We start from the raw sequence: 22,998 nt of genomic DNA on the forward strand, positions 1-22,998 counted from the left end.
ACACAAACGTACAATCAAAATACACCTATCGAACTCGTTTAAATTGATTGGTCACTAAGCAGCCAAGATGTTGTTGACTGCTTATATGCGTAAATTTAAGTGGTTCAGCTAAATCACCGAATAATGGAATACCACCACCAAGCAGCGTCGGTATAGTGGTAATGATTAACTCATCAATCATGTCATACTGCAAAAATTGTTGAATTGTCACACCACCATCAATATATAAGTCATTAAATCCCTTGGCGTTAAGCTCAGCGACCACTTGCGCAAGATCGCCTTTCACTAAAGACACCTTATTTGTCAATTCACTCGGGACTTCTGATAAGGTGCGACTCAACACGAATACGGGTTTGGTATAAGGCCAATCACAATCAAAGCTCAATACTTTTTCGAAGGTGTTTCGTCCCATGACCAAGCCATCAATGCGTGCCATAAACTCGCTAAACCCCATGTCCGACCCTTCTGGATTAGGCGTTTCATGAAGCCAATCAATGTTGTTATTTTTATCGGCAATATAGCCATCTAAACTCGTTGCAATAAATACGATATTTGCCATTGTGTCACCTCGATAATATTCACATGAGTGTAGCAAACTTATTCAGCAAATGATGAGTTTAAGAAAGCTCAAATCTACGTCGCTTTATTACTTTCAAGCTATAGCATTTTGAACAAGGATGAATTTTTATTGCAATAAAGCAAGCTTGTATATCGTCTGTTCTGGTTTCGTTATCAAGGTGTTTTGCTTGCCGATTTAATCAGCAATTTGCTATGAAAAAACGACCACTTATGACATTATCCGCCGCTGAAAAATAGCCCTATTTGGGCAAGCATTGGTTGCTAAATACTTCCCCCCTTTCAATAGCAAGGTCACACTGGTTTATATGAAATCTAATTCGTTAAAATTGAAAATTATCTTTCCGGTATTAATCGCCTTATCAGTCGTCATTGCCCTATTGTCTTGGCAAAGTTATTCCAGCCAAAAAACCATGTTGTTAACCTCAAATCTAGAGCAGGTTCAGCGACTCAGCAGCCAACAAACTGAAAGAATTAGTGATTGGTTATCATCTAAAAAAGATATTCTGAATGCGCTCAAACCACGGATTAACCAAGGCGACGACATTCATGTTTTGCAACAAGCATTAGATTCAGGTCGCTTCGAGTCCACATACTTTGGTAAAGATACCGGTGAGATGATCGATGCTGACACTAGCATTGATAATACAGGTTATGATCCTCGTACTCGTCCTTGGTATCAGCAAGCAATGACCAGCCAAACGATGATTCTTACCAAACCTTATATAGACTTCCCGACTAAAAAAGTCGTGATTACCCTTGCTGAAAAAATCCATAATGGCGTCATTGCCAGCGATGTGAATATTAACGACTTAGTCGATGATGTTAACCGTATGACCTTGCCTTCTAATGGCTTCGCTATCATGATGCATAAAGATGGTACGGTTATCGCTTATAAAGATGCATCAAAAGCAATGGGACATATTCGCGATATTGATAACCAACTGGATCTCAATGTATTGCAGCAACAGCGCCGCAGTGATCAATTAATTCCAATCCATTTTGAGCTTGAAGGCCGTGACAAATTAGTCTGGGTTGAGGATATTCCTCAAACGGATTGGGAACTGATTGTTCTACTTGATCAAGCAACGCTTGAAGCCCCTCTAGCGAGCCTACTTGTCAAACAACTTGGACTAGCTGCATTAGTGCTTTTAGCAAGTATGGCAGTGATTTCATGGTTAATGACTAAGTTACTTCTCCCTCTCGGTCGTGTCTCAAATGCACTGTTTAAAATCGCTGATGGAAACGGTGACTTAACCCAGCGTATTGACGTTGAGTCTAAAGATGAAGTGGGAGTGTTAGCAGATAGCTTTAATCGTTTTGTTAGCAGCCAGCACTTACTCATTAGTCAAATAAGACAAGTGGCACACCAACTTGATCAAAATGCTGATAATAGCTTAGTGAACAGTCGTCATGCTGAAAAAGAAATTCAAACCCAGCAGCAAGAAGTCACTATGGTCGCCACTGCGGTAACTCAAATGGCCAGTGCGACACATGAAATTGCATCCAGTGCAGAAAATACCGCTACCGCAGCGCAACAATCCAGTAGTAGCAGCTTACAAGGCCAAAGCTTAGTGGATAATACTCGTCAATCAATTCATTTATTGGCCAATGAAGTCACCCAAGCAACGGATGTGATTAGTGAATTGAGCCGTCATGCTAATGCTATTTCCAGCATCTTATCGACGATTCAGGGAATTGCTGAACAAACCAATTTATTAGCACTAAACGCAGCCATTGAAGCAGCAAGAGCTGGTGAGCAAGGACGTGGGTTTGCCGTTGTTGCAGATGAAGTACGTGTACTTTCTCGTCGTACTCAAGATTCAGCCCAAGAAATCTATGAAACGATTGAAACGCTACAAACCACCACATCAAATGCTGTTGAGCTAATGCAAAGCAGCCAAGCACTCGCGACTAACAGTGTCGAAGATGCCAATGAAGCGAATAAAGCCATTGAAGAAATTACCCAAGCAGCAGCATTAATTTCAGATATGGCCAGTCAAATTGCTACCGCGGCAGAAGAACAAACCCAAGTGACAAATGAGATCACGCAAAATACAGTGGCAATTAAAGACGTCACGGATGAAATTGCACAAGCATCCGTCACAGCCCATCAAGAAGCGCAGCAATTAAAAGGGCAAGCAAAGGCACTTAATGACTTAGTGGCCACTTTTATTTTATAAGCAAAAATCGACAATTTTTGGCCAAGGCCTCAATAAGGAAAAGCCCAAGTTTACATTAAGTAAACTTGGGCTTTTTGCCATTAAAGTGAGCAACAAATCTTATTAAAACAATATCATCTTTTGGGGTTGAAGTTATTGTATTTGTTTAAGTAAAACCACAATAATGCAGTAGCACACTCACTTGTCATGGCAAATATCGTAACATCTAGAAATGCACTTAACTAGTACTAAATCATTACAAATATATTGCAAAAACATTACAAGCCCCATGTAGAGAAAGTAGCATAAAACTCAGTTAACCTAGGCTAACTGAATTCTGATTACGCTTTTTCAGCAGGCTCTTTTGGGGTGCCATGATGACCATCACGCTTCCAATCTACATCAAGTAACTCTGCACCTGACAAGCTAAATGCTTGGCCAAACCCTTTAACGTATAAGCCATGATGCGGATTTAGTTTAAATAGATTGAAGTCAGTTAATCCTGCTAGATTGTCAATCATTTCGCCAAAACGTGCCGACAATGCCGCCACACCTTTAGTGAATGTTTCACTATCACGGGCAACAATTTCAGCTGTCGCATCAAAGGTTAAACGCTTACGAGCAAACACACTTTTCGACTCAGACTCATCAGCAACTAGCATGACAGACAGTTTATTAGAGGCTTTTAAGTTAGTGCCGTGGCGTGCTAACTCGCTGACCAAAATATAAAAACCATCATCGGCCAATGCAAATGGAGCATAACTGGCGTTAGGTACACCATCAGCATCTTGCGTTGCCAATTGTAAGGTTGAACGTTGCGCTTTGAATTCTTCAATTTCTGGAAGAAGTTTCTCTCGTAAGCGTTGCTCTTTTTCTGTCGACATCACACATTCCTTTTCTTTATTTTCTATTCAGCAGCGATGACAAGCAGTCATCAAAAACGTTGTCATCAACAACTAAGCTGCAATGTTCACGCTATCTTTAAGCGCCTGAAAACGCGCAACCTGTTCACTTAATAACACGCGCTTTTTGTCTCTGCCTAAATACACTTTAAAGACCACTTCACCTTGTGCGCCGAAGAAGTTAATTGAGTGGCTTTCAGTGCCTCTGAACGGCTTGCTGATCAGGGCAATTGCACTGATATCATCCAGCTTTAAGTGGCCATGTAAACCTTCACCTTTGGTGATTAAGTTGTAGTAACCATGAGCGTACTTACCCTTAGGGAAGCTACCCTTAAATTCAAAAATGCTACCTGATGCAGACACAATCGTGGTCATATTGCCCCACTCTGGTAGTGAAGCCAGTAAGTTATCTTTTTCTGTCAGTGGTAATAAAGCCAACTGCTCTGAAGGCAGTGCTTTAACAACTTCTAACTCTGTGATTGCTAACTCAGCTGCAACTTGTCCAGGCATCGCTGCTGGGTTGTCGGCGAGGTATTGCTTGATTTGTTCTACTGATACAGCCATGGAATATCTCCAAATATTTAATAACCCTAATATACGAATCTTAAATCCTGAAAAAGCCGCTCAAGCTTTTACCTTTGAGAGGCTTTCCAGATAAGAGAGCAAGTGTTATCCACACTATTGCTCTCTCAGCTCGGTCTAATTAATTCGTTTACAGGGTAAAAGAATTAAAACGAGTAACGCGCTGACAATTTGAAATTCCTGCCTTGCTCATACAAGGTTTGCCACGCTTGGCGATATTCCTCATCACCGATATTTTCTACTGCAAAATCTACACGCAAGCCTTCGAATGTCCCCATTGCTGGTTCCCAAGCTACGTAAACATCCCACAATTTGTACGAGTCATATTGCTCTAGGTTGTCAGTTGGTAACTGATCTTGCTCAGCAACATACGTAAAACGAGTACCAAACTTCATATCGCCTTCCATAATGGATTGCGATAAATCTAAGCCCATTTTCTTAGCTGGGATATTAGATAGATACTCATCTGACTCTTTATCTTTACCTTCAGTTTGACCATAGTTGAAGGTCAAACGAGTTTGCTTATAACGGTAGCGAGTGGTGAACTCAAAACCGGTTAATTTAGCTTCGTCGACATTATCCCAAGAGGTCGTTTGCTCAAGTCCTGGAATCCCATAAAGTGGGTTAGATACAGACTGTTCAATGAAATCATCAACATCGTTTCTGAATGCACTTAAGGTCACCACTAACTCATCATCGCCCGCTAAATCAGCAAAACGCATGTCGGCTTTGATCTCTTTGTTTTGCGCTTTTTCAGCTTTCAGATCTGGATTAATCTCGAAAGTGTTACATAAGCCATCTGGCAAGAAACCTGGGATAGAAGGAATACAGTAATGTGTCCCTGTTGAGTACATTTCTTCCATGCTTGGTGCACGGAATGCTTCGTCGTAACGTGCACTTAAGGTTAACCAATCAGTCGTCTTCCACACTAAGCCAACAGATGGCGTAAACGCATTGTCGTCAGATGATTGGTTTAAGTTGTTACTTTCATTTTTGAAGGTGTCGTAACGTACTGCAGCATCCAGTGCCAAGGTATCGGTTAGGCTAATATCGGCTTTAGTGAAAGCCCCCCAAACCGTAGACTCACCGTCGATATCATCAGGACGTTCACCGGCTTGGCCATTATCGTCACGTACAGTATTAATGGTGTCTTTGTAACCATCCACACCATATGTCAGCACAGTATTGCCAAAGGTAGAGCTGTTATTAAGGCTAAAACCTATGGTGTCGTATTCCGTGCTATCAACTTGGTCTTTCGTCACACGATCTTCGTCGTAATTAGTGCTATTCCAATATAGCGTCGCGTTTAAATCCAACAATGGGTTATCTGTTGGATTTAAGCTGTAATCTAACGTCACGTTTTGATCTGTCGTATTGCGTTGAACTAATGGTACTGAGCTGCCCACGTTAGTCGCTGGATTACTTGGTACTAACTCATCAGTATCTGAAAAACGTGCAGAAAACTGTAGACGCTGATCGTCAGTTGGTTCCCAACCTAATTTAGCTAAACCGCTCGTTGCTTCTGAAGCACTGTTTTCAAGGGTTTGGTCGTTACCAATCTTGATATTGTTGCTATCGTGGTAGCTACCACTTAATAACCAATCAATATTGTCAGCTAAACCATATAAAGTACCGCTGGTTTTGATCTTGTCGCCGTTCGTTTCAAAACCTTGTTTAATGTAGCCACCAAAGGTATCGCCTTCATCTAAAAAGTCTTGGGCTGATTTGGTATTTTGTGCAACCACACCACCAATCGCACCACTGCCCCATAAGCTACTTGCAGGGCCACGCACAACTTCGATTGAGCTTAGTAGCTCAGGGTCCATGAAATAGGTGCCACGGTGACCAGAATTGGTGTTTTGACGCGCGCCATCAATAGTTTGTAGTACTCGCTGTCCACTTAGACCACGGATTTCAACACCTTGAGACGAAGCACGAGGACCATTAGTCACACTCACGTTAGCTTCGTTTTTCAGTGCATCTGCAACCGATGAAGGTTGTGACTCTTGCATTTTTTCTTCGCTGATCACTGTCACGCTTCGGCTAGTATCAGAGACTTTTTCACTGATACGCGTTGCTGTGACTAAAACTTCATCAAACTCGGTGACTGTTTTGCTTTCTTGTGCATATGCGGTTGTACTGAAAACCATTGCCATTGCTACTACGAGTGGCTTCTTGGTCATGATTAAATCCTCAAAGTATAAATACAAAATTCGGCTTAGTTCGAGAGAAGTAATGACCACTTTGTGTCAGTGAAAAAGCTAATGATTCATTCAAAAAACTAATCACAAAGTATTATTACCGCCTAACTAATTGCCGCACTTTACCTGAGAACAAAACATAGATCAAATGAAAATCATTATCATTTGCGATCTCATTACTTATGTTGTATGTTTAGCGATATCTTGATACTTACTATTATTAAGTGATTGTAATTATTAGCTTTGTAAAGATTGTAAAGATTTTCAGCTAACTGATTGCTTTTCTTAAAAATGGTCAATATCTAACCGAATGCTGTTGTAGAAGAATATAGATCATGACACCTAGACGATATTTTGCTTTTGGATGTTTAACCGTTTTAATCCAAGGAGGCGTTCTCGCCTCTCAAAATACTGAACCTGAAATTCAGCTCGCGGCAGGGTCTGCAATGGGGTCAAATCAAGCTGTTAGTGTCATGGTGGCAATGCAAGCCAGTGCACAAGCTCAAAGCACTGAGCAAACCATTGAAGAAGTGCTTCCAGAGCTTAAGCCAGAAATTAAACCAGAGCCGAAGCCAGAAGTTAAACCAGAACCTAAGCCAATTCCTGAGAAAGTCGTCAAAACCGATCCTAAAAAGCCAGCACCCGATAACGTCATCGCAAAAGTTGAAGAGGTCATTGAGCAAGAAGTCGTTGAACCCACACCAACGCCTGTGACCGAGCAACCTCAAACCGAAATATCAGATACCGAACTTGCCAGCACAGATGCAAGTGCAACCCATGAACAGCAACAAGTGGAGGCCCAACAAGGCGTTACTCAACAAACCGTCGCGTTACAGAAACCGACATTTTCAGCGCCGCCATCACAACCTAATTACCCAAGAAAAGCACGTAAAAGAGGCTTTGAGGGCACAGCGACAGTGGAAGTCATGTTTAATCAAATTGGTGAGCAACTTTCGCTCACTTTAGTTAATAGTTCAGGTTATAGCCTACTTGATGCAGCAGCGATTGATGCTGTTGAAAAGTGGAAATTTGCCGCACCTTCACCGCAAACCGCTTTTGCTTACACAGTAAGAGTCCCGGTGAAGTTTGCGCTAAATTAATCTGAAGATAGGAAACCAACATGTCTCAACCACTATATTTGCAGCTCTCAGAGCAATTAGGCTACTTAACTTGGCCACTGTTTATTTGTGCTTTTTTAGCATCACTTATCATTCTTGAACGACTTGCGTTAATGACCAATGAGTTATTAAAACGTGACGCTTGGTTAACAGAACTGAGAAAACAAACTCGCAGTGCGACAACAGAGCAGCGTCAGCAATTAATTGCTCAACTAAGCCAAGGCCGCAGTATGTTGGCTAAAGGAACGGGGCTATTGTTATCACATGGTGACCATCCTAGAGCCATGCGTGAAGAAATTTTAAATTTATGGCTAATCAAGCAAAAAGAAAAACTGCAATCGGGCTTAAAAGTATTACATATTATTGGTGTCATCACCCCGTTACTCGGCCTATTGGGCACAGTATTAGGTCTTATTGAAATGTTCAGCCAGCTGGGAATTTCAGACGGTCCCGTCACTCCATCACAATTGGCAACAGGACTTGGACTAGCAATGAATACCACAGCTGCAGGTCTTATCATTGCCGTGCCAGCCATCACCATGTCACATTTGATTGGGTTATGGGCTGAAAAACGCTGCAACAAAATGGCTCATGCTCTCAACCAACTTAACTTATGGCTAGAAGGCTTCGACCAAGCATTAAATATTGGTTGTGAAGTCCCTTGCGGCGCAAATGCACCTTGCCTTAAAGCCAGTAATACCCACGCAAGTCAGCAACAGACATCATCAAACATGACACCAGCAATGGCAGCAACCTTGTCGGAGTCAAACTGATGATTGGCTCTGAACAAGGCATAGGATCGTCGGCTCAAAGTAGCATTGGCATCGATCTTACGCCGCTTATCGACATCATCTTTATCGTATTGGTGTTTTTGCTACTGACAGCCAATACCCAGTTACTGACGCTACCAGTGGATGTCCCCACTGAAACCAAGTCAGAATTGGTGGGCTTATCTCAGGAAGAACACCTTTCAGTCAACATCATGGATGAAGCACCACATTGGGCACTCGACGGACAAACGTTTGACCAATTTGACCAGTTTGAAGCAGCCTTTATTAGTGCGTTTAATGCTTCACCTGATCTCAATGTGGTGGTTGCTGCAGATAAAAATGCGCCAGTACAACCATTGATGACCGTACTTGCTTTATTACAAAGACAGCAAATCAGTAATACCCAAATTTTAATGGAACCCTAATGACTGCGCTTCTAATACTGACAATCGACTCACAGTAAAAGAAACGCATAGGGTTTCCACAGTAATTTTTGAGCCTTTATCATATTTATTCGGAGTTTTAATTATGCTCAAGCAACAAACACGTCAATCTAAAACCTTTTTATTCGCCAGCTTAATGGCACTTTCTGGGGCTATTTTTAGCTCAGCAACTATGGCTGAACAACGCGTTGTCAGTGCAGGTGCTGGTATCACTGAATTAGTGATTGCCTTGGAGGGGAGTAACGAGTTAGTTGGTGTCGATTCTACTAGTCAAGTCCCTGAAGAACTCACCTCGGTTGCAAAACTTGGCTACCATAGAATGCTGTCGGCCGAGGGTATTTTAGCGTTATCACCAACGTTATTATTGGGCTCTGATGCTATGGGACCTAAAAATACCTTAGAGGTTTTAGCTGGCGCCAATGTTGAAGTGGTATCGCTACCTAATGCCAATACTAAAGAACAACTCCTGCAAAATGTTGAAAAAATGGGGCAGCTACTAGAAAGAGAAACTCAAGCGGCAGCACTCACAGAGCAAATTCAACAGTCTTTTGCAGAAATTGATGCTAAAAAACACACCATCGCCAAACAAGGTGATGCCCCTAAAGTCCTTTTCCTACTGCTACAACCTGACCGTCCAGCGCGTGTTGGCGGAGACGACACTGCTGCAGATATCATTATTAACCTTGCTGGCGGCAATAATATAGCGGGTTTCTCAGGTTATAAGAGCGTTTCTCAAGAAGGTATTTTAGCCCTGCAACCTGATGTCATTCTGATTTCAAACCGCAGCGAAGAAGTGGCAGAAGATCCTGCAGAAACGTTATTAGCCCAAATGCCATTACTTGCTCATACCCCAGCAGGCGAACATAAGCTGATTAAAAACTTGTCAGCTAAAGCATTGCTCGGCGGATTGGGGATCAGTGCTGTGGAAGCTGCCGATCAGCTTGCCAGTGACTTTATTGAGATCCAACAGCGCTAAGTTTGTTGAACGGCTATAGCAAATATTAAACGTGCTGCATTCACGCACTAGGAACTATCATGGAAAATCAACGTTGGCTTTGGCCCTGTTTACTCACCGCTTTGGTGATAACAAGCCTGTTGTCTGTCAGCATCGGACCATTACAAATTAGCCCTTCCACCAGCTTCAATGCCATGGTGAATTGGGCCACTGGACAAGAATTAGCTGCGGTTGCTCCCCACGAGCAACTGGTGATTAATAACGTCCGTTTACCCCGAACTCTTTTAGCGCTAGCTGTGGGCGCAACATTAGCCCAGTGCGGCGCTGTCATGCAGGGGTTATTCCGCAATCCGCTGGCGGATCCTGGCATTATTGGTGTGTCCTCAGGAGCAGCACTTGGTGCAGCAATTTGTATTGTGTTATTTCCCCAAGGTGGCGAATACCTTGTGGCTTTTAGCGCCTTTTTCGCTGGGCTTATTACCACCTTGATTGTATACCGTTTAGCATCGAGCCCAAGCGGTACCTCTGTTGTGCTACTGCTGCTTTCAGGTGTTGCCGTAGCCGCACTTGCAGGTGCTGGTATCGGGGTGCTGACCTATATGGCCAACGATATGGCATTACGTGACTTAACCTTATGGCAAATGGGCTCGGTCGCGGGAGCACAATGGCATTATGTTGTACTGAGCTTAATCGCCCTAGCCTTAATCAGTTGGCAATTTAATAAAAGTGCTAAGGCATTAAATGCATTACTGCTAGGCGAAGCAGAAGCAAGGCACCTTGGCCTTGATGTTGATAAGCTCAAACTCAAGTTAATTGTTTTGTGTGCTATTGGCGTCGGTATTGCTGTTGCAGCTACGGGGATTATTGGCTTTATCGGTCTTGTTGTTCCGCATTTAGTGAGAATGATGATAGGGCCAGATCACCGCTTATTATTGCCTTTAAGCGCGATGTTAGGTGCTGCAATATTGGTGGTTGCTGACATAGGCGCACGCTCTATTGTTGCACCATCTGAGCTACCCGTTGGCCTTGTCACGGCACTGTTAGGTGCGCCTTTCTTTATTATTCTATTACTCAAACAGCGCAATAAGTTGGTGTAATATGATGAGAAATCTAGAATTAAAATCCATGCTTAAAACACATAAATCTGCGCCTGCATTATCAGGATTAGAATTGGCTGGCGCTGATACCAACAACACGCCATTGACTCAACATAAGTCAAAGCCCGATGCATTCAGTCACTCTGCGGTGCAAGCCTCACCATCGGTTATTAATATCAGAGATTTATCTGTTCATATTGGCAAAAAAGCCGTGTTAACAGATATCAATCTAGACATTATGCCCGGCCAAGTGACGGCGCTGCTTGGCCCTAATGGCGCGGGTAAATCCACGCTGTTGAAAAGCCTTTGCCAAGAAGTGGCATTAACCTCTGGTGAGATCACTTTACAAAACAAACCACTCGCCAAGTGGGATCGTGCAGAGCTAGCGAAATCCCTTGCCGTATTACCACAGCATGCGTCACTCACGTTTCCATTTAAAGTCCACGAAGTGGTGCAGATGGGGTTATACCCATTAACCCTTAATCAGCAACAAGGCGCTGAATTGGTGGATAAACAATTAGAACAAGTGGCACTGTCTGCATTGAAATATCGCAGCTATCCAACGCTTTCAGGTGGTGAAAAACAACGTGTGCAATTAGCGCGAGTGTTAACCCAACTTGCTCAGGCACCGAGTCACCCAATTTTGTTTCTTGATGAGCCCACATCCGCATTGGATTTAGCTCAACAGCATCGCGTCCTAGAACTGGCTCAAAGCTTGGCTCGTGAGCAAAACTATTGCGTTATTGTGGTATTACATGACCTCAATCAAGCTTGCCGTTATGCCGACAGGTTAGTGATACTTGAACAAGGTGAAGTGGTCAGTGATGGCGCACCTTATGAAGCGCTGACCGCTGAAGTGATCGAAAAAGTTTGGCACTACAAGCCCACCTTAGTTATCGACCCTAAAAGCAACCTTCCACTTATTTTTTAATTTACAGAAATTCAAATGTCGCGCAACCTCCTAGCCATTGCTAGGAGGTCACTGCCATTTGGGTTAAGGACGCAACTTTGCAACAACCTCATCCACAGCTTAATTGGGCTTGGTTAAAACAAAAGATTCTTGCTCATAAACGGCAACTATTTCAGGCAAATATGATAGCCGTTGCCGCCACGTTATTAAGCTTACCTATCCCAATGCTAATGCCATTTCTAGTAGACGAAGTGTTGCTAGAAAAGCCGGGTTGGCTATTAAACACCTTGCACCCAATTTTGCCTGACAGTATGCACAGTGCTGGCGTGTATATTGTTATTGTTTTAGTGGCTGTGATTGTGCTGCGGTTACTGACGATGGTGACACAAGTTATCCAAGCCAGAGAGTTCACCAAAATCGCTAAACGCATCAGTTTAGATGTGCGTGAGCGCATGCTAATGCAATTACCTAATATGCAAATAAGCGCGTTTGATAAATACGGTAGTGCAGGATTGGCATCTCGCTGTATTACTGATGTTGATACTCTTGAGCGCTTTGTGAGTGACACCTTGTCACGGCTGATCATCAGCGTATTGACCATCGTCGCCATTGCCAGTGTCTTGCTATGGCTCAACTGGCAATTGGGTTTGATGATCATTTTGCTCAATCCATTGGTTATCTACTTCTCTTCTCGATTTGCTGAACACGTCAAAACATTACGTCGTAAAGAAAACGCAGCAACTGAGGCCTTTCAACAAGCCCTCGTCGATACCATTGATGCCACACGAGAGTTACGCTTAGCACAGCAAGAAAAGCACTATTATCAACGTGTATTTGGCTTAGCCTCCAATTTAAGCCAGCATGCCATTGCCAACCAATGGAAAACAGATGCGCTCAATAAACTCAGCTTCACCACTTTCTTGCTGGGATTTGAATGCTTTCGTGCGATGGCCATCTTTATGGTGTTGGTTTCAGATTTATCCGTCGGCCAAATTTTTGCCATCTTCAGTTACCTTTGGTATTTGATGGGACCCATTCAAGAGTTATTGAACATTCAATATGCTCGATTTGGCGCACAAGCCTCGATGGAACGACTCAATCAGTTATTAGCGTTAGAGACTGAACCCGCAGAAGTGGAAACGCAACAGCCACAAAAAGTGACTCAACCACAACGACTTACTGAAACATCAGCACAACAAGCCATGGGCTTAACCATTGAATTTGATAATGTCAGCTTTGGTTTTGCCGAAACGCCAAACTTGTTCCACCAGCTTAACTTACATATTGCTGCCAATGAATCCGTTGCCTTACTAGCAATGAGTGGCGGCGGTAAATCAACCTTAGTCAATTTACTGCTCGGCTTTTACCCTGCTCAATCAGGGAACATCTTAGTAAACGGTCAGGCTATCGATGACTTTGGTATCAACGCATTAAGGCGTCGAGTCGGTTACGTGCCGCAACACCCTAAGCTTATCGCTGGCACATTACGTGAAAACCTGACTTTCGGCGCAGATGTAAGTGATTCAACACTATGGCAAGCCCTTGAAAAAGCGGAATTATCAACCACTATAGCCAGTTGGTCGGAAGGGTTAGATACAGACTTAGGTCGCAGCGACACACGATTATCAGGCGGGCAACTGCAACGTCTAGCGATTGCCAGAATGTGGATCTCAGCACCTGATTTAGTCATTTTAGATGAGGCGACTTCAGCCCTTGATGCCGCTACAGAAGCCAAAGTACTGCAAAACTTACACGCATTTTTGCAAAACCGTAGCTGCATTATTATTGCCCATCGACTGAATAACCTAGATTTAGCCGATCGAATTCTTGTGTTAGATGACGGCCAAATTGTGCAGTCAGGTAACCAGACGCAACTCAAACAAGAGGCGGGATTGTTTAAGCAATTGTTTGCCACGACTTAGTGCAAATAGCATAGCAATAGGCCATTTAACGTGACTAAAAAGGCATGCATTAGCATGCCTTTTTTATTTAATAGCAATCCAACTACTCGCCTTACAACAAGATCACTAACGCATCTATTTAACCCGGTTTCGCTGACAATCTTTACAATGCAAAGCGGCAAAACTTGATCTAAACCAAGCAAAATGCAAATGATAATGGTTATCATTAACTATATTTATTTTTACTTGATGTGAGTAACCATGATCTTAACTTCTTCCATGACAGGCATTGCAAGCCCAGACCCTTTGCAACATGCATTTAAAGTCAAAAGCGCTCCCCATGCAGGTCGAAGTGGTAGCCGTCCAATTAAAGTTGATGAACAGCTTTGGCAACAATGGTGGCAAACGGAAACAACTGCAGATAAACGTGCCTTGTATATTCATATTCCATTTTGTCGTAAGCGTTGTAGTTTCTGTAATTTCTTTGAAAATGGCGCTAAACCTGAGCGCATTAGCCACTACATGGAAGTATTGTGTCAGCAGTTAACGCTCGCCTCGCAAACAAGGCTGGCACAAAGTCAGCCCTTTGACACGGTTTACGTCGGTGGTGGTACACCAACTGATATTACCGCTGAGGAAATTGCCAAGTTAGGCCAAGCTATTCAACGATTTCCATTAGCTGATAATGCAGAAGTCACCCTAGAAGGCCGCCTAAATGGTTTTGATGACGCTAAGTTTAACAATGCGCTAGATAACGGTTTTAATCGTTTTTCATTTGGTGTTCAAAGCTTTGATACTGCTGTACGCAAAGCAGCAGGTCGTTTTGATGATAAAGAGACTTTGCTTAAGCGATTACAACAGCTTAGCCAACATCCAAGCGCCAGTATTGTCATCGACTTGATCTTTGGTTTACCTGGGCAAACCATGGATATTTGGCAACAAGATATTCAAGCTGCAATTGACTGTGGAGCCCATGGCGTCGATTTATATCAGTTAATTGGTTTAGCGGGTAACCGTATCGATAAAGCCAGCGAAAAAGGCAAAGTATTAGGTACTGAAACCAGTGAATTTCAGGCTGATAGCCAAACCCGTGCCAGCATGTATGCCTATGGTGCTAATGCACTAGAAAGCCAGCAATGGCAAAGATTATCTAGCTGTCATTGGCGCAGAGATGACCGTGAGCGCAGTGTGTATAACTCACTCGCTAAAAGCGGTATCGAAATTTTGCCTTTTGGTGCTGGCGGCGGCGGTAGCATTCATGGTCATGGCATGATGAATGCCAGAGAGTTAAGTGAGTGGCACCAAGCACAAGTTGTCACTGAAGATGCAGAGTCGAGCAGCCAGACACGATTGCCAGCACAAGTACCAGGCATGGCGCTCAGCCCAAATCCATCTGCCGCATTTGATGCTATTTTTAAACGTGGCTTAGACTCAGGCACATTATCATTCGATGGGATTGAAACCGATGTTGTTATTCATTTGCAGCCATTGTTTGAAGCATGGCAGAAAAATGGACTCGCAACGATAGATGACGGTTGCTTGAAACTCACGCTTGCAGGCCGTTTTTGGAACGTGAATATGCAAACGGGTTTATTTGAGTATTTAGCTAAAAACCCAATGAATGCAGAAGCACAGTTAGCAAGCTAATTGACCAACTGAGGCGAAGCAGATATACCAATAAACTGTGATATCTGCTGGATCAAATACCGCTTGTTCATATCGTGAATAATGGACAAGTTATGAAGCTGGCATATGCTCCACCAGCATATCAATGAAACTTCGCACCTTTGGAGTTAAATGCTTGCGACTAGGATACACAGCGTAAATATCCACTTCAGGTTGCACATAGTCACTAAACAACACCGTTAGCTTTTTCTGCTCTAATGCCTTAGATAAATAAAAAGAAGGCAGGCGGCAAATACCATGATCATCAAGCACCATTGCTAATTCCATATCCGCATTATTGCAACCGATAACTTGGGGAACATCGACCGTCACTGTCGCTTTTTCAGGGTGTTCAAATAMCCAACGACTAGGATGCTTTAAATTGGTGTAACAAATACATTGATGAGTAATAAGGTCTTCTGGAGACTGCGGCGTCCCATGTTTTGCTAAATATGCTGGCGTTGCTACCACTAATGCGTGAAATCGACTGAGGCGCTTACAAATCAAATTAGAATCATCGAGCTGTTGGGTTGCTCTTATCGCTAAGTCATAACCATCTTGAATTAAGTCGACATGGCGGTCACTAAAATCAATGTCTAAGTTTATTTGTGGGTATTGCTGCATGTATAAGGACAATATCGGTTGTAAGTGCATTAAACCTAAAGTGACCGGGCAGCTAATTTTTAACGTGCCACTAGGCACTTGTAAGCGACTATCTAACATAGCGACAGCTTGCTCTGCATCTTTGACTATCTGCACACACTGCTGATGAAATAACTTACCTTCTGGCGTTAAACTCAATGAGCGTGTACTGCGATGTAACAAGCGGGTTTGTAATCGCTGTTCTAATTTTGTCACCACTTTACTGATGTGCGATGTCGAGTGACCGGTTTTTTCGGCGGCAATCGAAAAGCTACCAGATTCGATAACTTGACTAAAAATTACCAGGCCATCAAACAATTTAGGGTCAAGATTCATATGTCACTCTCTCCATCAAATTAGCCAGACACACAGGTCGAAATTCATTCCAAAATAGCACCAATTTTTAATATAACCAAGAATTACAAGTCATATGGAAATAATCATTTACCTTATACCTACTTAATCCCACGCCGTGATATCGCTAAAGTAACCACATCAACGCACGAGGGCTCAAGCCTTTAAGTGGTTAACTATAAGGAAATAATCATGGAACAGATCACTCGAATTAATCATTATGGGTTACGCGTAAAAGACCTTGATATTGCTAAAGCATTTTACGCGCAACTTGGATTTAATTATGTGGCTGGTCCATTAGGGCCAGAGCCAGTAGCGATTGTCGAACACCCGAGTGGTATCAACATTAATTTTATTTTGAATGCCGCACAAACTGACACGAATGTACTAATGGATATTCCCACTAAACACACTGGCTATACCCATATTGCGTTAGAAATTAATGATGCTGACGTCATGATTGAGCAATTAAGCGAACGCAACATTCCACTCAGTGGTGAACTAATGCAGCACATTAATGGACGTTCATTCTTCATTCGAGATCCTGACAAAAATGTCATCGAATTTATTGAATACAAGCACGTAAATTAATGTTAAACATAAATAAATACGAGTAATTTACCCCAACATACGTTTTGTTTTAACTGACTTATTCTGGCTTAAATAGCCTAAGGCAATAACATGAAAATTTTAGCATTTGCAGCAAGCAGCAGTCGTCATTCCATTAATAAACAACTCGCACAATATGCGGCTAACCATGCCGCGACATTAGTTGATAATGCCGAAGTTGAATTGCTCGATATCAATGACTACGAAATACCATTATTCAGTGAAGACCGTGAGAAAGAATTGGGTCAGCCTGACTTGGCTAAAGCTTTTTTCAACAAAATTGGTCATGCGGATGCTATCGTTATTTCATTTGCAGAGCATAACGGCTCATACACCGCAGCATATAAAAACCTGTTTGATTGGACATCACGCATTGATCAAAAAGTATTTCAGGGTAAGCCAACATTACTACTGGCCACCTCGCCTGGCCCTGGCGGCGCGAGTACAGTACTTGCAGCGGCGACAGGTTCAGCCCCTTACTTTGCCGCTGAGGTCAAAGGCTCAATGTCAGTCCCTAGCTTTTATCAAAACTTTGATGCCGAGAAAGCTCAATTAACCAATGCAGAACTTATCGCAGAACTGAATCAAGCTGTGGTTCAATTAGTTAGCTAAGTCATTCAAACCACTCGATAACGCTGTATTATTGCCGCAGCGTTATCTGAGCTCTGATCGTCTGACAATGATATCTCTGACGCTAGTATCCCACCATTTACCATTATCATTTTTGCTGAAGCGACATTGTGCTTATAACAATGAATATGTAGCTCAGTAATGCCTTTGAGTTTTGCCTTAGCAATAACCAGCCCCATGAGTTCAGCTCCTAAGCCTTGACCTCTATAACTTGGACGAATGCCCAAGCCAATGTGCCCACCACAATGTCTAATAGCGTCATTTAACCGCAAGCGTAAGTTGGCGACACCAACTAACTCAGCCTCATCAACTAACCAATAGGTTTCGCTGGCGACATACCCTTGAGGCAAGTTAACCCCATCAGCAAAGTTCTGAATTTTTTGCAACATGGCTTCAAAATCTTGATGATCAAAATCCAGTGGAAAAGGATAACGCTCTTCATCGGCTAGTTCGGCAATATAAGCAAGATAACTGGATTGGTATTCTGCACTGGGTTTAACGAGTTTCAATGATACTTTCCCTATATTAATTGAGACAAAAAAAGAGCCTTACGGCTCTTTAATGTTAACGCCTAATGAGCACTTACTTGCGACCTAAAATACGTAAAATTCTTAGGAATAAATTAATGATGTCCATATACAAGGCTGCGGCACTATCTATCGCGTTATCAACTGTTTTAGGAATTTGATTTGCGCGCCCCCAGTCGTAGCCAATATAGCCACAAAAGATCAGCACGACTATCCAATCTAATATGCCATGGTGGATCCCAAACACATAGATTTCAATCAATTCGATGACGATAACCAACAACAGCGCAATGGTTAACGCTCCGGCAATTTTACTGAAAAAAGCAGGGAACAATGTGCCTAAACACATCATTGCAATGGTCACTAAGCCAGTAATTCGAATGGCTTCAGACACGAGTGCAGCGTCATATTGACTCACAACCAAGTTAATAATGAAACCAAATGGCACGACCACGAAGTTGTAGCCAATAAAGCTCACCACAGGTTTATCTGACGATGAAAATAGGTAAATACCTAAAAAACATGACGCAAAGTAACCAATAAAAAATACCCAAGAATTAACAGATGCAATCGCTTCTGGGGAAATATTAGTCACCATCCACCAGTTAATGCCAAAGCCCCAGCATAGGGTTAACCCAATCAGTAAATTGTATAATGGCCCACTGATAATCTTGTCTGTGGTATATGTTCGATCAAATACATTTGTTTCCACTTAGCTTTCCTTGTCACTCAATCATTCTTCAACTTACGTTCAAATAAAAATGACGAAAGCGCAGCTTTCGTCATTGAGCCTTTCTGGTCATACTGACCCAGTGACGTTTATTTAATTAAACGTAAGATATAAGGCACTTTAAAGTCTTCTGCTTTTGATGCCGCAATCGCACCTAAAATACAAAACACTAAGTTAAATATCCCAACAGCAAACATGGTCAACATGCCAATAACGATAATAAATAGAAGGCTTGAAATAAAGTAACCAATGATAACGGTGATCGAGAGGTTTAACGATTCTTTTGCTTGCTGGCGAACATATTCATCATCAGTCTTGACGAGATATAAAACCAAACCAGGAATAAAACCAAAAAAGATGGTGCCTATCCAACAAAGTAGCGCCAAGTTTTTAGAGTCTTGACTCACTTCTTGAGTTTGTAATGTTGTTTCTTCACTCATTTTTGCAATCCTTATTTGCCTGATTTAGGCACTTTTCTTTTAGAGTTGTTGTGGTTATCGAAGGCATATTAAGCAGAGTTTATGACAGGAATATGCAAAAGCTGGTGTAAGGATAAATCTGAAAGCTCCTTTTCACGTACTCGATAGCAATCCTTCACGTCTCGAATGACAATATGTTTCTTAACTTAGATTACCCAGCTCACCACGTTAGTGCAATAGTACTCTTTGATTAAAATCACACTTTACAATTATCATTAAACATTTAAAAACATCATCTTATAACGCTTACCTGACTCTCCTTCCTTGCGTCATTGTTTAAAACTACAGCGTCATCAGCCTCAATAAAAAGTCGTAACAAGGCTCTGTGGCATTAAATGGTAACTCTTTAATTACGGCTTTTATTAAGCTAGTTATCACCCAAGAGCGGCTGTTTGGTGACGTGCTGCCATATTGATTATCAACTTTTTATCATCTAAGTAGGCTTATGCAACAGACTCAACGAAGAAAAAATATTCGCGTATTCAAGCTGATTTTTAGTGTCATATTGATGTTCAGTATCAGTGTGGGGTTTTACATATTTAATCAGTACCAAAAAATTGAAAATGACGAAATGAAGCGTATCAATGATAAGCACAGTCAGCGATTAACGTTTTCAATAGACAAGCTCGCAGCTGTTATTGAGGGCGTTGATGACATCATCAAAAAGCTCACTACCAGCCCGCAAATCATGAAATTTACTGAGCACCCTAGTCAGAGCAGCCGCGATACGCTTGAAAATATGTTTTATTTTGTGGCAAAAAATGAAGCCATATACTCGCAGATCCGTTATATAAACAATGATGGTATTGAACTAATTAGGGTTAATAACCTAGGTGTTCAACCCTTGCGAGTGCCTACAGCGCAATTACAAAACAAGTCTCAACGCCCGTATTTTGTGTATGCAAAGCAGCTAAAACAAGGTGAAGTTGGTACTTGGCCTGTCGACTTAGAAATTGAAAATGGTGAGTTATCACAACCTATTCAGGCAAGCATGCGTATCATCTCGCCTGTTTATCACCAACAAAAACGTCAAGGGTTTATGGTAATAAACCTGAGTATTTCTAACATGCTAAGCGCCATTGATGGGATTCATCAAGATAATGTCGTGACAAAAATATTTGAACATCAAGGCCACTTACTTGCAAGCGATCAACCTAATGAAACATTAGATAATTTACTTCATAACAAAGCTGGCTCTAGCTTGGCTGAGCTTATGCCTAATTTATGGAAGCAAATTCAATCGTCTGAAAATGGCCGCCTAACTCAAGATGATGCAATCTACTCTTATGCAAGGCTATCCCTTGGAGAGGCCTACAGCCCACTTGGTCAGTATATTGTTATATCGAGCCCGACAGATTCACCTTATGTGCAACAACAAAAACAACACCTGCTGGTGAATGGCTTACTCATTTTGCTACTGATTGCGGGTATTTGTGGCTACATTTTCAAATTATACAACCAGCATGAAAATGAATTGGCTAACAGCCAATTGATTGAAGCCGCTTTTAATGGTGTTGCGGGCGTGATTATTACTAATCCACAGTTTGCATTGATAAAAGTGAATCAAGAGTTTGTGCGGGTTTCGGGTTATACCCAAAAACAACTACTCAATAAATCACTGTATCAATTAAACCTGTCGCTCAATGAGCATCAAGTTGCCGCCATAAAAATACAATTAGAAAAGGATGACTTATGGAAAGGTGAGATTGTCGGTCATAACAAATCAGGCCTGCAATATACGCTGATAACCCGAATACAAACGTTAAAAAACAACATAGGGCAAGTCAAAAAGTACGTGATTACCTTTATCGATATTACGCAACGAAAACTGCTTGAAGAAGAGTTACGAAACCAAAGTGAGTCGGATCCTTTAACCGGAGTCTGGAATCGTCGTAAGTTTGACAAGGAGCTAGATAATCTCACGGTTTACACTAAACGTTATCCTGATTACCAAGCATGTTTAGGGATCATCGATATAGACCATTTTAAAGTCATCAATGATAAGCATGGACACGATGCAGGTGATGTTGCATTGCAAAAGTTAGCCCATTTTTTAAATCAGCAATGCCGTGAGACAGACATTGTCGCTCGCATTGGTGGAGAAGAGTTTGCAGTGTTAATGCCACACACCTCAGCAGCTCAAGCTGAGGCTGTGCTTAATCGACTTTGCCGTATTATTGATGCCAATTCGCAGTTCCCTTTCACCATTAGTGGTGGAGTCACTAAAGTAAAAGACGATGCAACCTTAGCCTATAAACATGCTGATATCGCCATGTATAGAGCAAAAAAAGCGGGGCGAAATCAGGTTGTGCAATATGATGCGACAACGACGAGCAACACTCAGATGCGAATGACATCAAGCTCGAAACTGAGTGTCGTATAAAGCTAAAACGCTTGATTTAGGCCAGCGATACTGGCCTAAAATCACTATTTTAATGGGGTATCAAAACCGTATTTAGCCAAAATGGCTTGGCCATCCGATGATAAAATAAAGTGCGCTAAACCAGCGGCATCAGGGTTAGCCCCATTCACAAGCGTTAGCCCATATTGTGCGCCAACAGATAATGCTTCTGGCACGCTAATAATTTGTAACGCTGGCACTTCTTTTTGTGCCAATACCGCATTGGTACAGTAGGTTAAGAAGATATCTGCCTGATTATTTTCCATTACCCAACCGTAAGGGTTGCGCCCTTCAGGCGCTTTAGCTGAGTGTTCACCACCTGTTAGCTGTAACGCTTTTTGTTGTAATGTTTGCTCAGCACCAGTTTGTAACTGTTCAGCTTTGGCAAATAACTTCCAAGCATAATCACCCGCAGGATCCGCTTTGGGTGTGGATGTGCCCACTCTAATATCCTTGCTTAGCATTTTATCCAATAACTGCTCACTGGTAAGTGAGACATTTTGCTGGGCAATGGCACAGAGCTTATTGCCAGCAAATCGCACTACAGGCCCTGCTTTATCAGCTTTATTGAGAGTCGTTGGGTGTTTCATGTTTGCAGAGGCATACAAATCGACATGCTCGCCTTGCTCAATTCGCTTACGTAGTAATCCAGATGGGGCAAACTGCGACGCCACTGCTACATCATATTGATCTTGATATTGAGCAACGACTTCCGTCATTGCCGTCTTTAAACTTCCTGCAGCTCTAAACTCTACTGTCTCAGCGGCAACCGTACTCGCTGAAAAGCTGCTCATTACAGCTAAGGTGACTAACCATTTTTTCATGTTAATTCGCTCACAAGTTAATATTTTAAGGTCAATGATTTGGCATTAATCACTATTGATTCATGCCGTTACATTATTATCAGTCGCTTACACTATGCTTTTCGGCACAAAATAAACTCGGTATTCATCGCAAAATCAAACATTCACATCAATAATTTACATAGAGGAAAACTGCGGTAAAGAACATAACGTTAGTGACTATCGCTCGCTAATTGCCATGACATTATTAGCCCAATGACACAGCACTTCTCGCTAAACTTTTTGTTATCTGCGCCGATATCTCTTTTATCAGTGCCAATAAACAATGTGTTTATGTCACCTCACTTAGCTCAACCAATTAACTGGGTTTGATTGGTGATGTAACGTGAAATTAATCAACAGATAAATCGCTAAAAAAAGATAAAAAACAATCAGTGACTGTCAGACTGAGATCTGTCTCGATTTATTCACTGGTAATACTCGGTAACATGCCAGCTTATTACATGTAACACTTTGTATTGATGAATTAAATTATCAATAT

Annotated in this window: 21 protein-coding genes; 12 read left to right on the plus strand and 9 right to left on the minus strand. The window is 42.1% G+C overall.

Features of this window, described 5'->3' with window-relative positions; genetic code table 11:
• Positions 1-25: 25 nt before the first annotated feature.
• Complete coding sequence (locus tag A9267_RS18280; protein ID WP_065110224.1) at positions 26-559, minus strand: dihydrofolate reductase family protein; 534 nt, start codon at positions 557-559, stop codon at positions 26-28.
• A gap of 325 nt (positions 560-884) precedes the next feature.
• Between A9267_RS18280 and A9267_RS18285 the strand changes: the two genes are divergently transcribed.
• The gene (locus tag A9267_RS18285; RefSeq protein ID WP_065110225.1) at positions 885-2,759 is read left to right on the plus strand and encodes a methyl-accepting chemotaxis protein; all 1,875 of its coding nucleotides are present in this window, start codon (positions 885-887) and stop codon (positions 2,757-2,759) included.
• Between the two features lie 320 nt (positions 2,760-3,079).
• Here the strand turns inward: A9267_RS18285 and hutZ are convergent, their stop codons facing one another.
• The 3 genes from hutZ to A9267_RS18300 form a co-directional block, all read right to left on the minus strand.
• On the minus strand, positions 3,080-3,622 hold the full coding sequence (gene hutZ / locus A9267_RS18290) for a heme utilization protein HutZ (protein ID WP_055025952.1): 543 nt from the start codon (positions 3,620-3,622) through the stop codon (positions 3,080-3,082).
• 72 nt (positions 3,623-3,694) lie between these two features.
• A complete protein-coding gene (gene hutX / locus A9267_RS18295) occupies positions 3,695-4,204 on the minus strand; it encodes a heme utilization cystosolic carrier protein HutX (RefSeq protein WP_065110226.1) in 510 nt (169 codons plus the stop codon).
• A 164-nt stretch (positions 4,205-4,368) separates the two neighbouring features.
• Entirely contained in the window at positions 4,369-6,405 is a 2,037-nt protein-coding gene (locus A9267_RS18300; protein WP_065110227.1) for a TonB-dependent hemoglobin/transferrin/lactoferrin family receptor, read from the minus strand.
• Between the two features lie 353 nt (positions 6,406-6,758).
• Here A9267_RS18300 and A9267_RS18305 point away from each other — a divergent pair, with 353 nt between their 5' ends.
• From A9267_RS18305 to hutW, 8 genes are all read left to right on the plus strand, one after another.
• Entirely contained in the window at positions 6,759-7,523 is a 765-nt protein-coding gene (locus tag A9267_RS18305) for an energy transducer TonB (RefSeq protein ID WP_065110228.1), read from the plus strand.
• A gap of 20 nt (positions 7,524-7,543) precedes the next feature.
• Positions 7,544-8,314, plus strand: a complete 771-nt coding sequence (locus A9267_RS18310) for a MotA/TolQ/ExbB proton channel family protein (protein ID WP_065110229.1) — start codon at positions 7,544-7,546, stop codon at positions 8,312-8,314.
• Positions 8,314-8,736: an ExbD/TolR family protein gene (locus A9267_RS18315; protein ID WP_055025947.1), complete on the plus strand. Its 423-nt coding sequence runs from the start codon at positions 8,314-8,316 to the stop codon at positions 8,734-8,736. Before A9267_RS18310 ends, A9267_RS18315 begins: the two co-directional genes overlap by 1 nt.
• Before the next feature lie 103 nt (positions 8,737-8,839).
• The gene (locus A9267_RS18320) at positions 8,840-9,730 is read left to right on the plus strand and encodes a heme/hemin ABC transporter substrate-binding protein (protein ID WP_055025946.1); all 891 of its coding nucleotides are present in this window, start codon (positions 8,840-8,842) and stop codon (positions 9,728-9,730) included.
• Between the two features lie 59 nt (positions 9,731-9,789).
• Entirely contained in the window at positions 9,790-10,806 is a 1,017-nt protein-coding gene (locus A9267_RS18325) for a FecCD family ABC transporter permease (protein ID WP_055025945.1), read from the plus strand.
• A gap of 1 nt (position 10,807) precedes the next feature.
• Complete coding sequence (locus A9267_RS18330) at positions 10,808-11,737, plus strand: heme ABC transporter ATP-binding protein (RefSeq protein ID WP_231919210.1); 930 nt, start codon at positions 10,808-10,810, stop codon at positions 11,735-11,737.
• Positions 11,738-11,814: 77 nt separating this feature from the next.
• Positions 11,815-13,638, plus strand: coding sequence for an ABC transporter ATP-binding protein (locus tag A9267_RS18335; protein ID WP_065110230.1), 1,824 nt, complete (start codon positions 11,815-11,817; stop codon positions 13,636-13,638).
• Positions 13,639-13,878: 240 nt separating this feature from the next.
• Positions 13,879-15,264, plus strand: coding sequence for a heme anaerobic degradation radical SAM methyltransferase ChuW/HutW (gene hutW / locus A9267_RS18340; RefSeq protein ID WP_065110231.1), 1,386 nt, complete (start codon positions 13,879-13,881; stop codon positions 15,262-15,264).
• Positions 15,265-15,354: 90 nt separating this feature from the next.
• Here the strand turns inward: hutW and A9267_RS18345 are convergent, their stop codons facing one another.
• Positions 15,355-16,260 (minus strand): LysR family transcriptional regulator, encoded by a 906-nt coding sequence (locus A9267_RS18345; protein ID WP_065110232.1) that lies wholly within the window; start codon positions 16,258-16,260, stop codon positions 15,355-15,357.
• 210 nt (positions 16,261-16,470) lie between these two features.
• Here A9267_RS18345 and A9267_RS18350 point away from each other — a divergent pair, with 210 nt between their 5' ends.
• Both A9267_RS18350 and A9267_RS18355 read left to right on the plus strand, forming a co-directional pair.
• Positions 16,471-16,869 (plus strand): VOC family protein, encoded by a 399-nt coding sequence (locus tag A9267_RS18350; RefSeq protein ID WP_065110233.1) that lies wholly within the window; start codon positions 16,471-16,473, stop codon positions 16,867-16,869.
• Positions 16,870-16,959: 90 nt separating this feature from the next.
• The gene (locus A9267_RS18355; protein WP_065110234.1) at positions 16,960-17,499 is read left to right on the plus strand and encodes an NADPH-dependent FMN reductase; all 540 of its coding nucleotides are present in this window, start codon (positions 16,960-16,962) and stop codon (positions 17,497-17,499) included.
• Between the two features lie 5 nt (positions 17,500-17,504).
• Here the strand turns inward: A9267_RS18355 and A9267_RS18360 are convergent, their stop codons facing one another.
• The 3 genes from A9267_RS18360 to A9267_RS18370 form a co-directional block, all read right to left on the minus strand.
• Positions 17,505-18,026, minus strand: a complete 522-nt coding sequence (locus A9267_RS18360; protein WP_082972450.1) for a GNAT family N-acetyltransferase — start codon at positions 18,024-18,026, stop codon at positions 17,505-17,507.
• 73 nt (positions 18,027-18,099) lie between these two features.
• Positions 18,100-18,756 (minus strand): Bax inhibitor-1 family protein, encoded by a 657-nt coding sequence (locus A9267_RS18365; RefSeq protein ID WP_055025938.1) that lies wholly within the window; start codon positions 18,754-18,756, stop codon positions 18,100-18,102.
• Between the two features lie 107 nt (positions 18,757-18,863).
• The gene (locus tag A9267_RS18370) at positions 18,864-19,214 is read right to left on the minus strand and encodes a DUF4870 domain-containing protein (RefSeq protein WP_055025937.1); all 351 of its coding nucleotides are present in this window, start codon (positions 19,212-19,214) and stop codon (positions 18,864-18,866) included.
• 484 nt (positions 19,215-19,698) lie between these two features.
• On the opposite strand from A9267_RS18370, the gene A9267_RS18375 reads away from it, so the two are divergent.
• Positions 19,699-21,636, plus strand: a complete 1,938-nt coding sequence (locus A9267_RS18375) for a sensor domain-containing diguanylate cyclase (RefSeq protein ID WP_065110236.1) — start codon at positions 19,699-19,701, stop codon at positions 21,634-21,636.
• Positions 21,637-21,680: 44 nt separating this feature from the next.
• Here A9267_RS18375 and A9267_RS18380 read toward each other — a convergent pair whose 3' ends face one another.
• Positions 21,681-22,478, minus strand: a complete 798-nt coding sequence (locus tag A9267_RS18380; RefSeq protein WP_065110237.1) for a molybdate ABC transporter substrate-binding protein — start codon at positions 22,476-22,478, stop codon at positions 21,681-21,683.
• Positions 22,479-22,998: the final 520 nt, after the last annotated feature.

The sequence above is a fragment of the Shewanella sp. UCD-FRSSP16_17 genome (genome assembly GCF_001675935.1).
Taxonomy (GTDB): domain Bacteria; phylum Pseudomonadota; class Gammaproteobacteria; order Enterobacterales; family Shewanellaceae; genus Shewanella; species Shewanella japonica.

Coding starts and splice junctions, on each gene's coding strand:
- A9267_RS18280 (WP_065110224.1), bottom strand. CDS start 559: ATGGCAAATATCGTATTTATTGCAACGAGTTTAGATGGCTATATTGCC.
- A9267_RS18285 (WP_065110225.1), top strand. CDS start 885: ATGAAATCTAATTCGTTAAAATTGAAAATTATCTTTCCGGTATTAATC.
- hutZ (WP_055025952.1), bottom strand. CDS start 3,622: ATGTCGACAGAAAAAGAGCAACGCTTACGAGAGAAACTTCTTCCAGAA.
- hutX (WP_065110226.1), bottom strand. CDS start 4,204: ATGGCTGTATCAGTAGAACAAATCAAGCAATACCTCGCCGACAACCCA.
- A9267_RS18300 (WP_065110227.1), bottom strand. CDS start 6,405: ATGACCAAGAAGCCACTCGTAGTAGCAATGGCAATGGTTTTCAGTACA.
- A9267_RS18305 (WP_065110228.1), top strand. CDS start 6,759: ATGACACCTAGACGATATTTTGCTTTTGGATGTTTAACCGTTTTAATC.
- A9267_RS18310 (WP_065110229.1), top strand. CDS start 7,544: ATGTCTCAACCACTATATTTGCAGCTCTCAGAGCAATTAGGCTACTTA.
- A9267_RS18315 (WP_055025947.1), top strand. CDS start 8,314: ATGATTGGCTCTGAACAAGGCATAGGATCGTCGGCTCAAAGTAGCATT.
- A9267_RS18320 (WP_055025946.1), top strand. CDS start 8,840: ATGCTCAAGCAACAAACACGTCAATCTAAAACCTTTTTATTCGCCAGC.
- A9267_RS18325 (WP_055025945.1), top strand. CDS start 9,790: ATGGAAAATCAACGTTGGCTTTGGCCCTGTTTACTCACCGCTTTGGTG.
- A9267_RS18330 (WP_231919210.1), top strand. CDS start 10,808: ATGATGAGAAATCTAGAATTAAAATCCATGCTTAAAACACATAAATCT.
- hutW (WP_065110231.1), top strand. CDS start 13,879: ATGATCTTAACTTCTTCCATGACAGGCATTGCAAGCCCAGACCCTTTG.
- A9267_RS18350 (WP_065110233.1), top strand. CDS start 16,471: ATGGAACAGATCACTCGAATTAATCATTATGGGTTACGCGTAAAAGAC.
- A9267_RS18355 (WP_065110234.1), top strand. CDS start 16,960: ATGAAAATTTTAGCATTTGCAGCAAGCAGCAGTCGTCATTCCATTAAT.
- A9267_RS18370 (WP_055025937.1), bottom strand. CDS start 19,214: ATGAGTGAAGAAACAACATTACAAACTCAAGAAGTGAGTCAAGACTCT.
- A9267_RS18375 (WP_065110236.1), top strand. CDS start 19,699: ATGCAACAGACTCAACGAAGAAAAAATATTCGCGTATTCAAGCTGATT.
- A9267_RS18380 (WP_065110237.1), bottom strand. CDS start 22,478: ATGAAAAAATGGTTAGTCACCTTAGCTGTAATGAGCAGCTTTTCAGCG.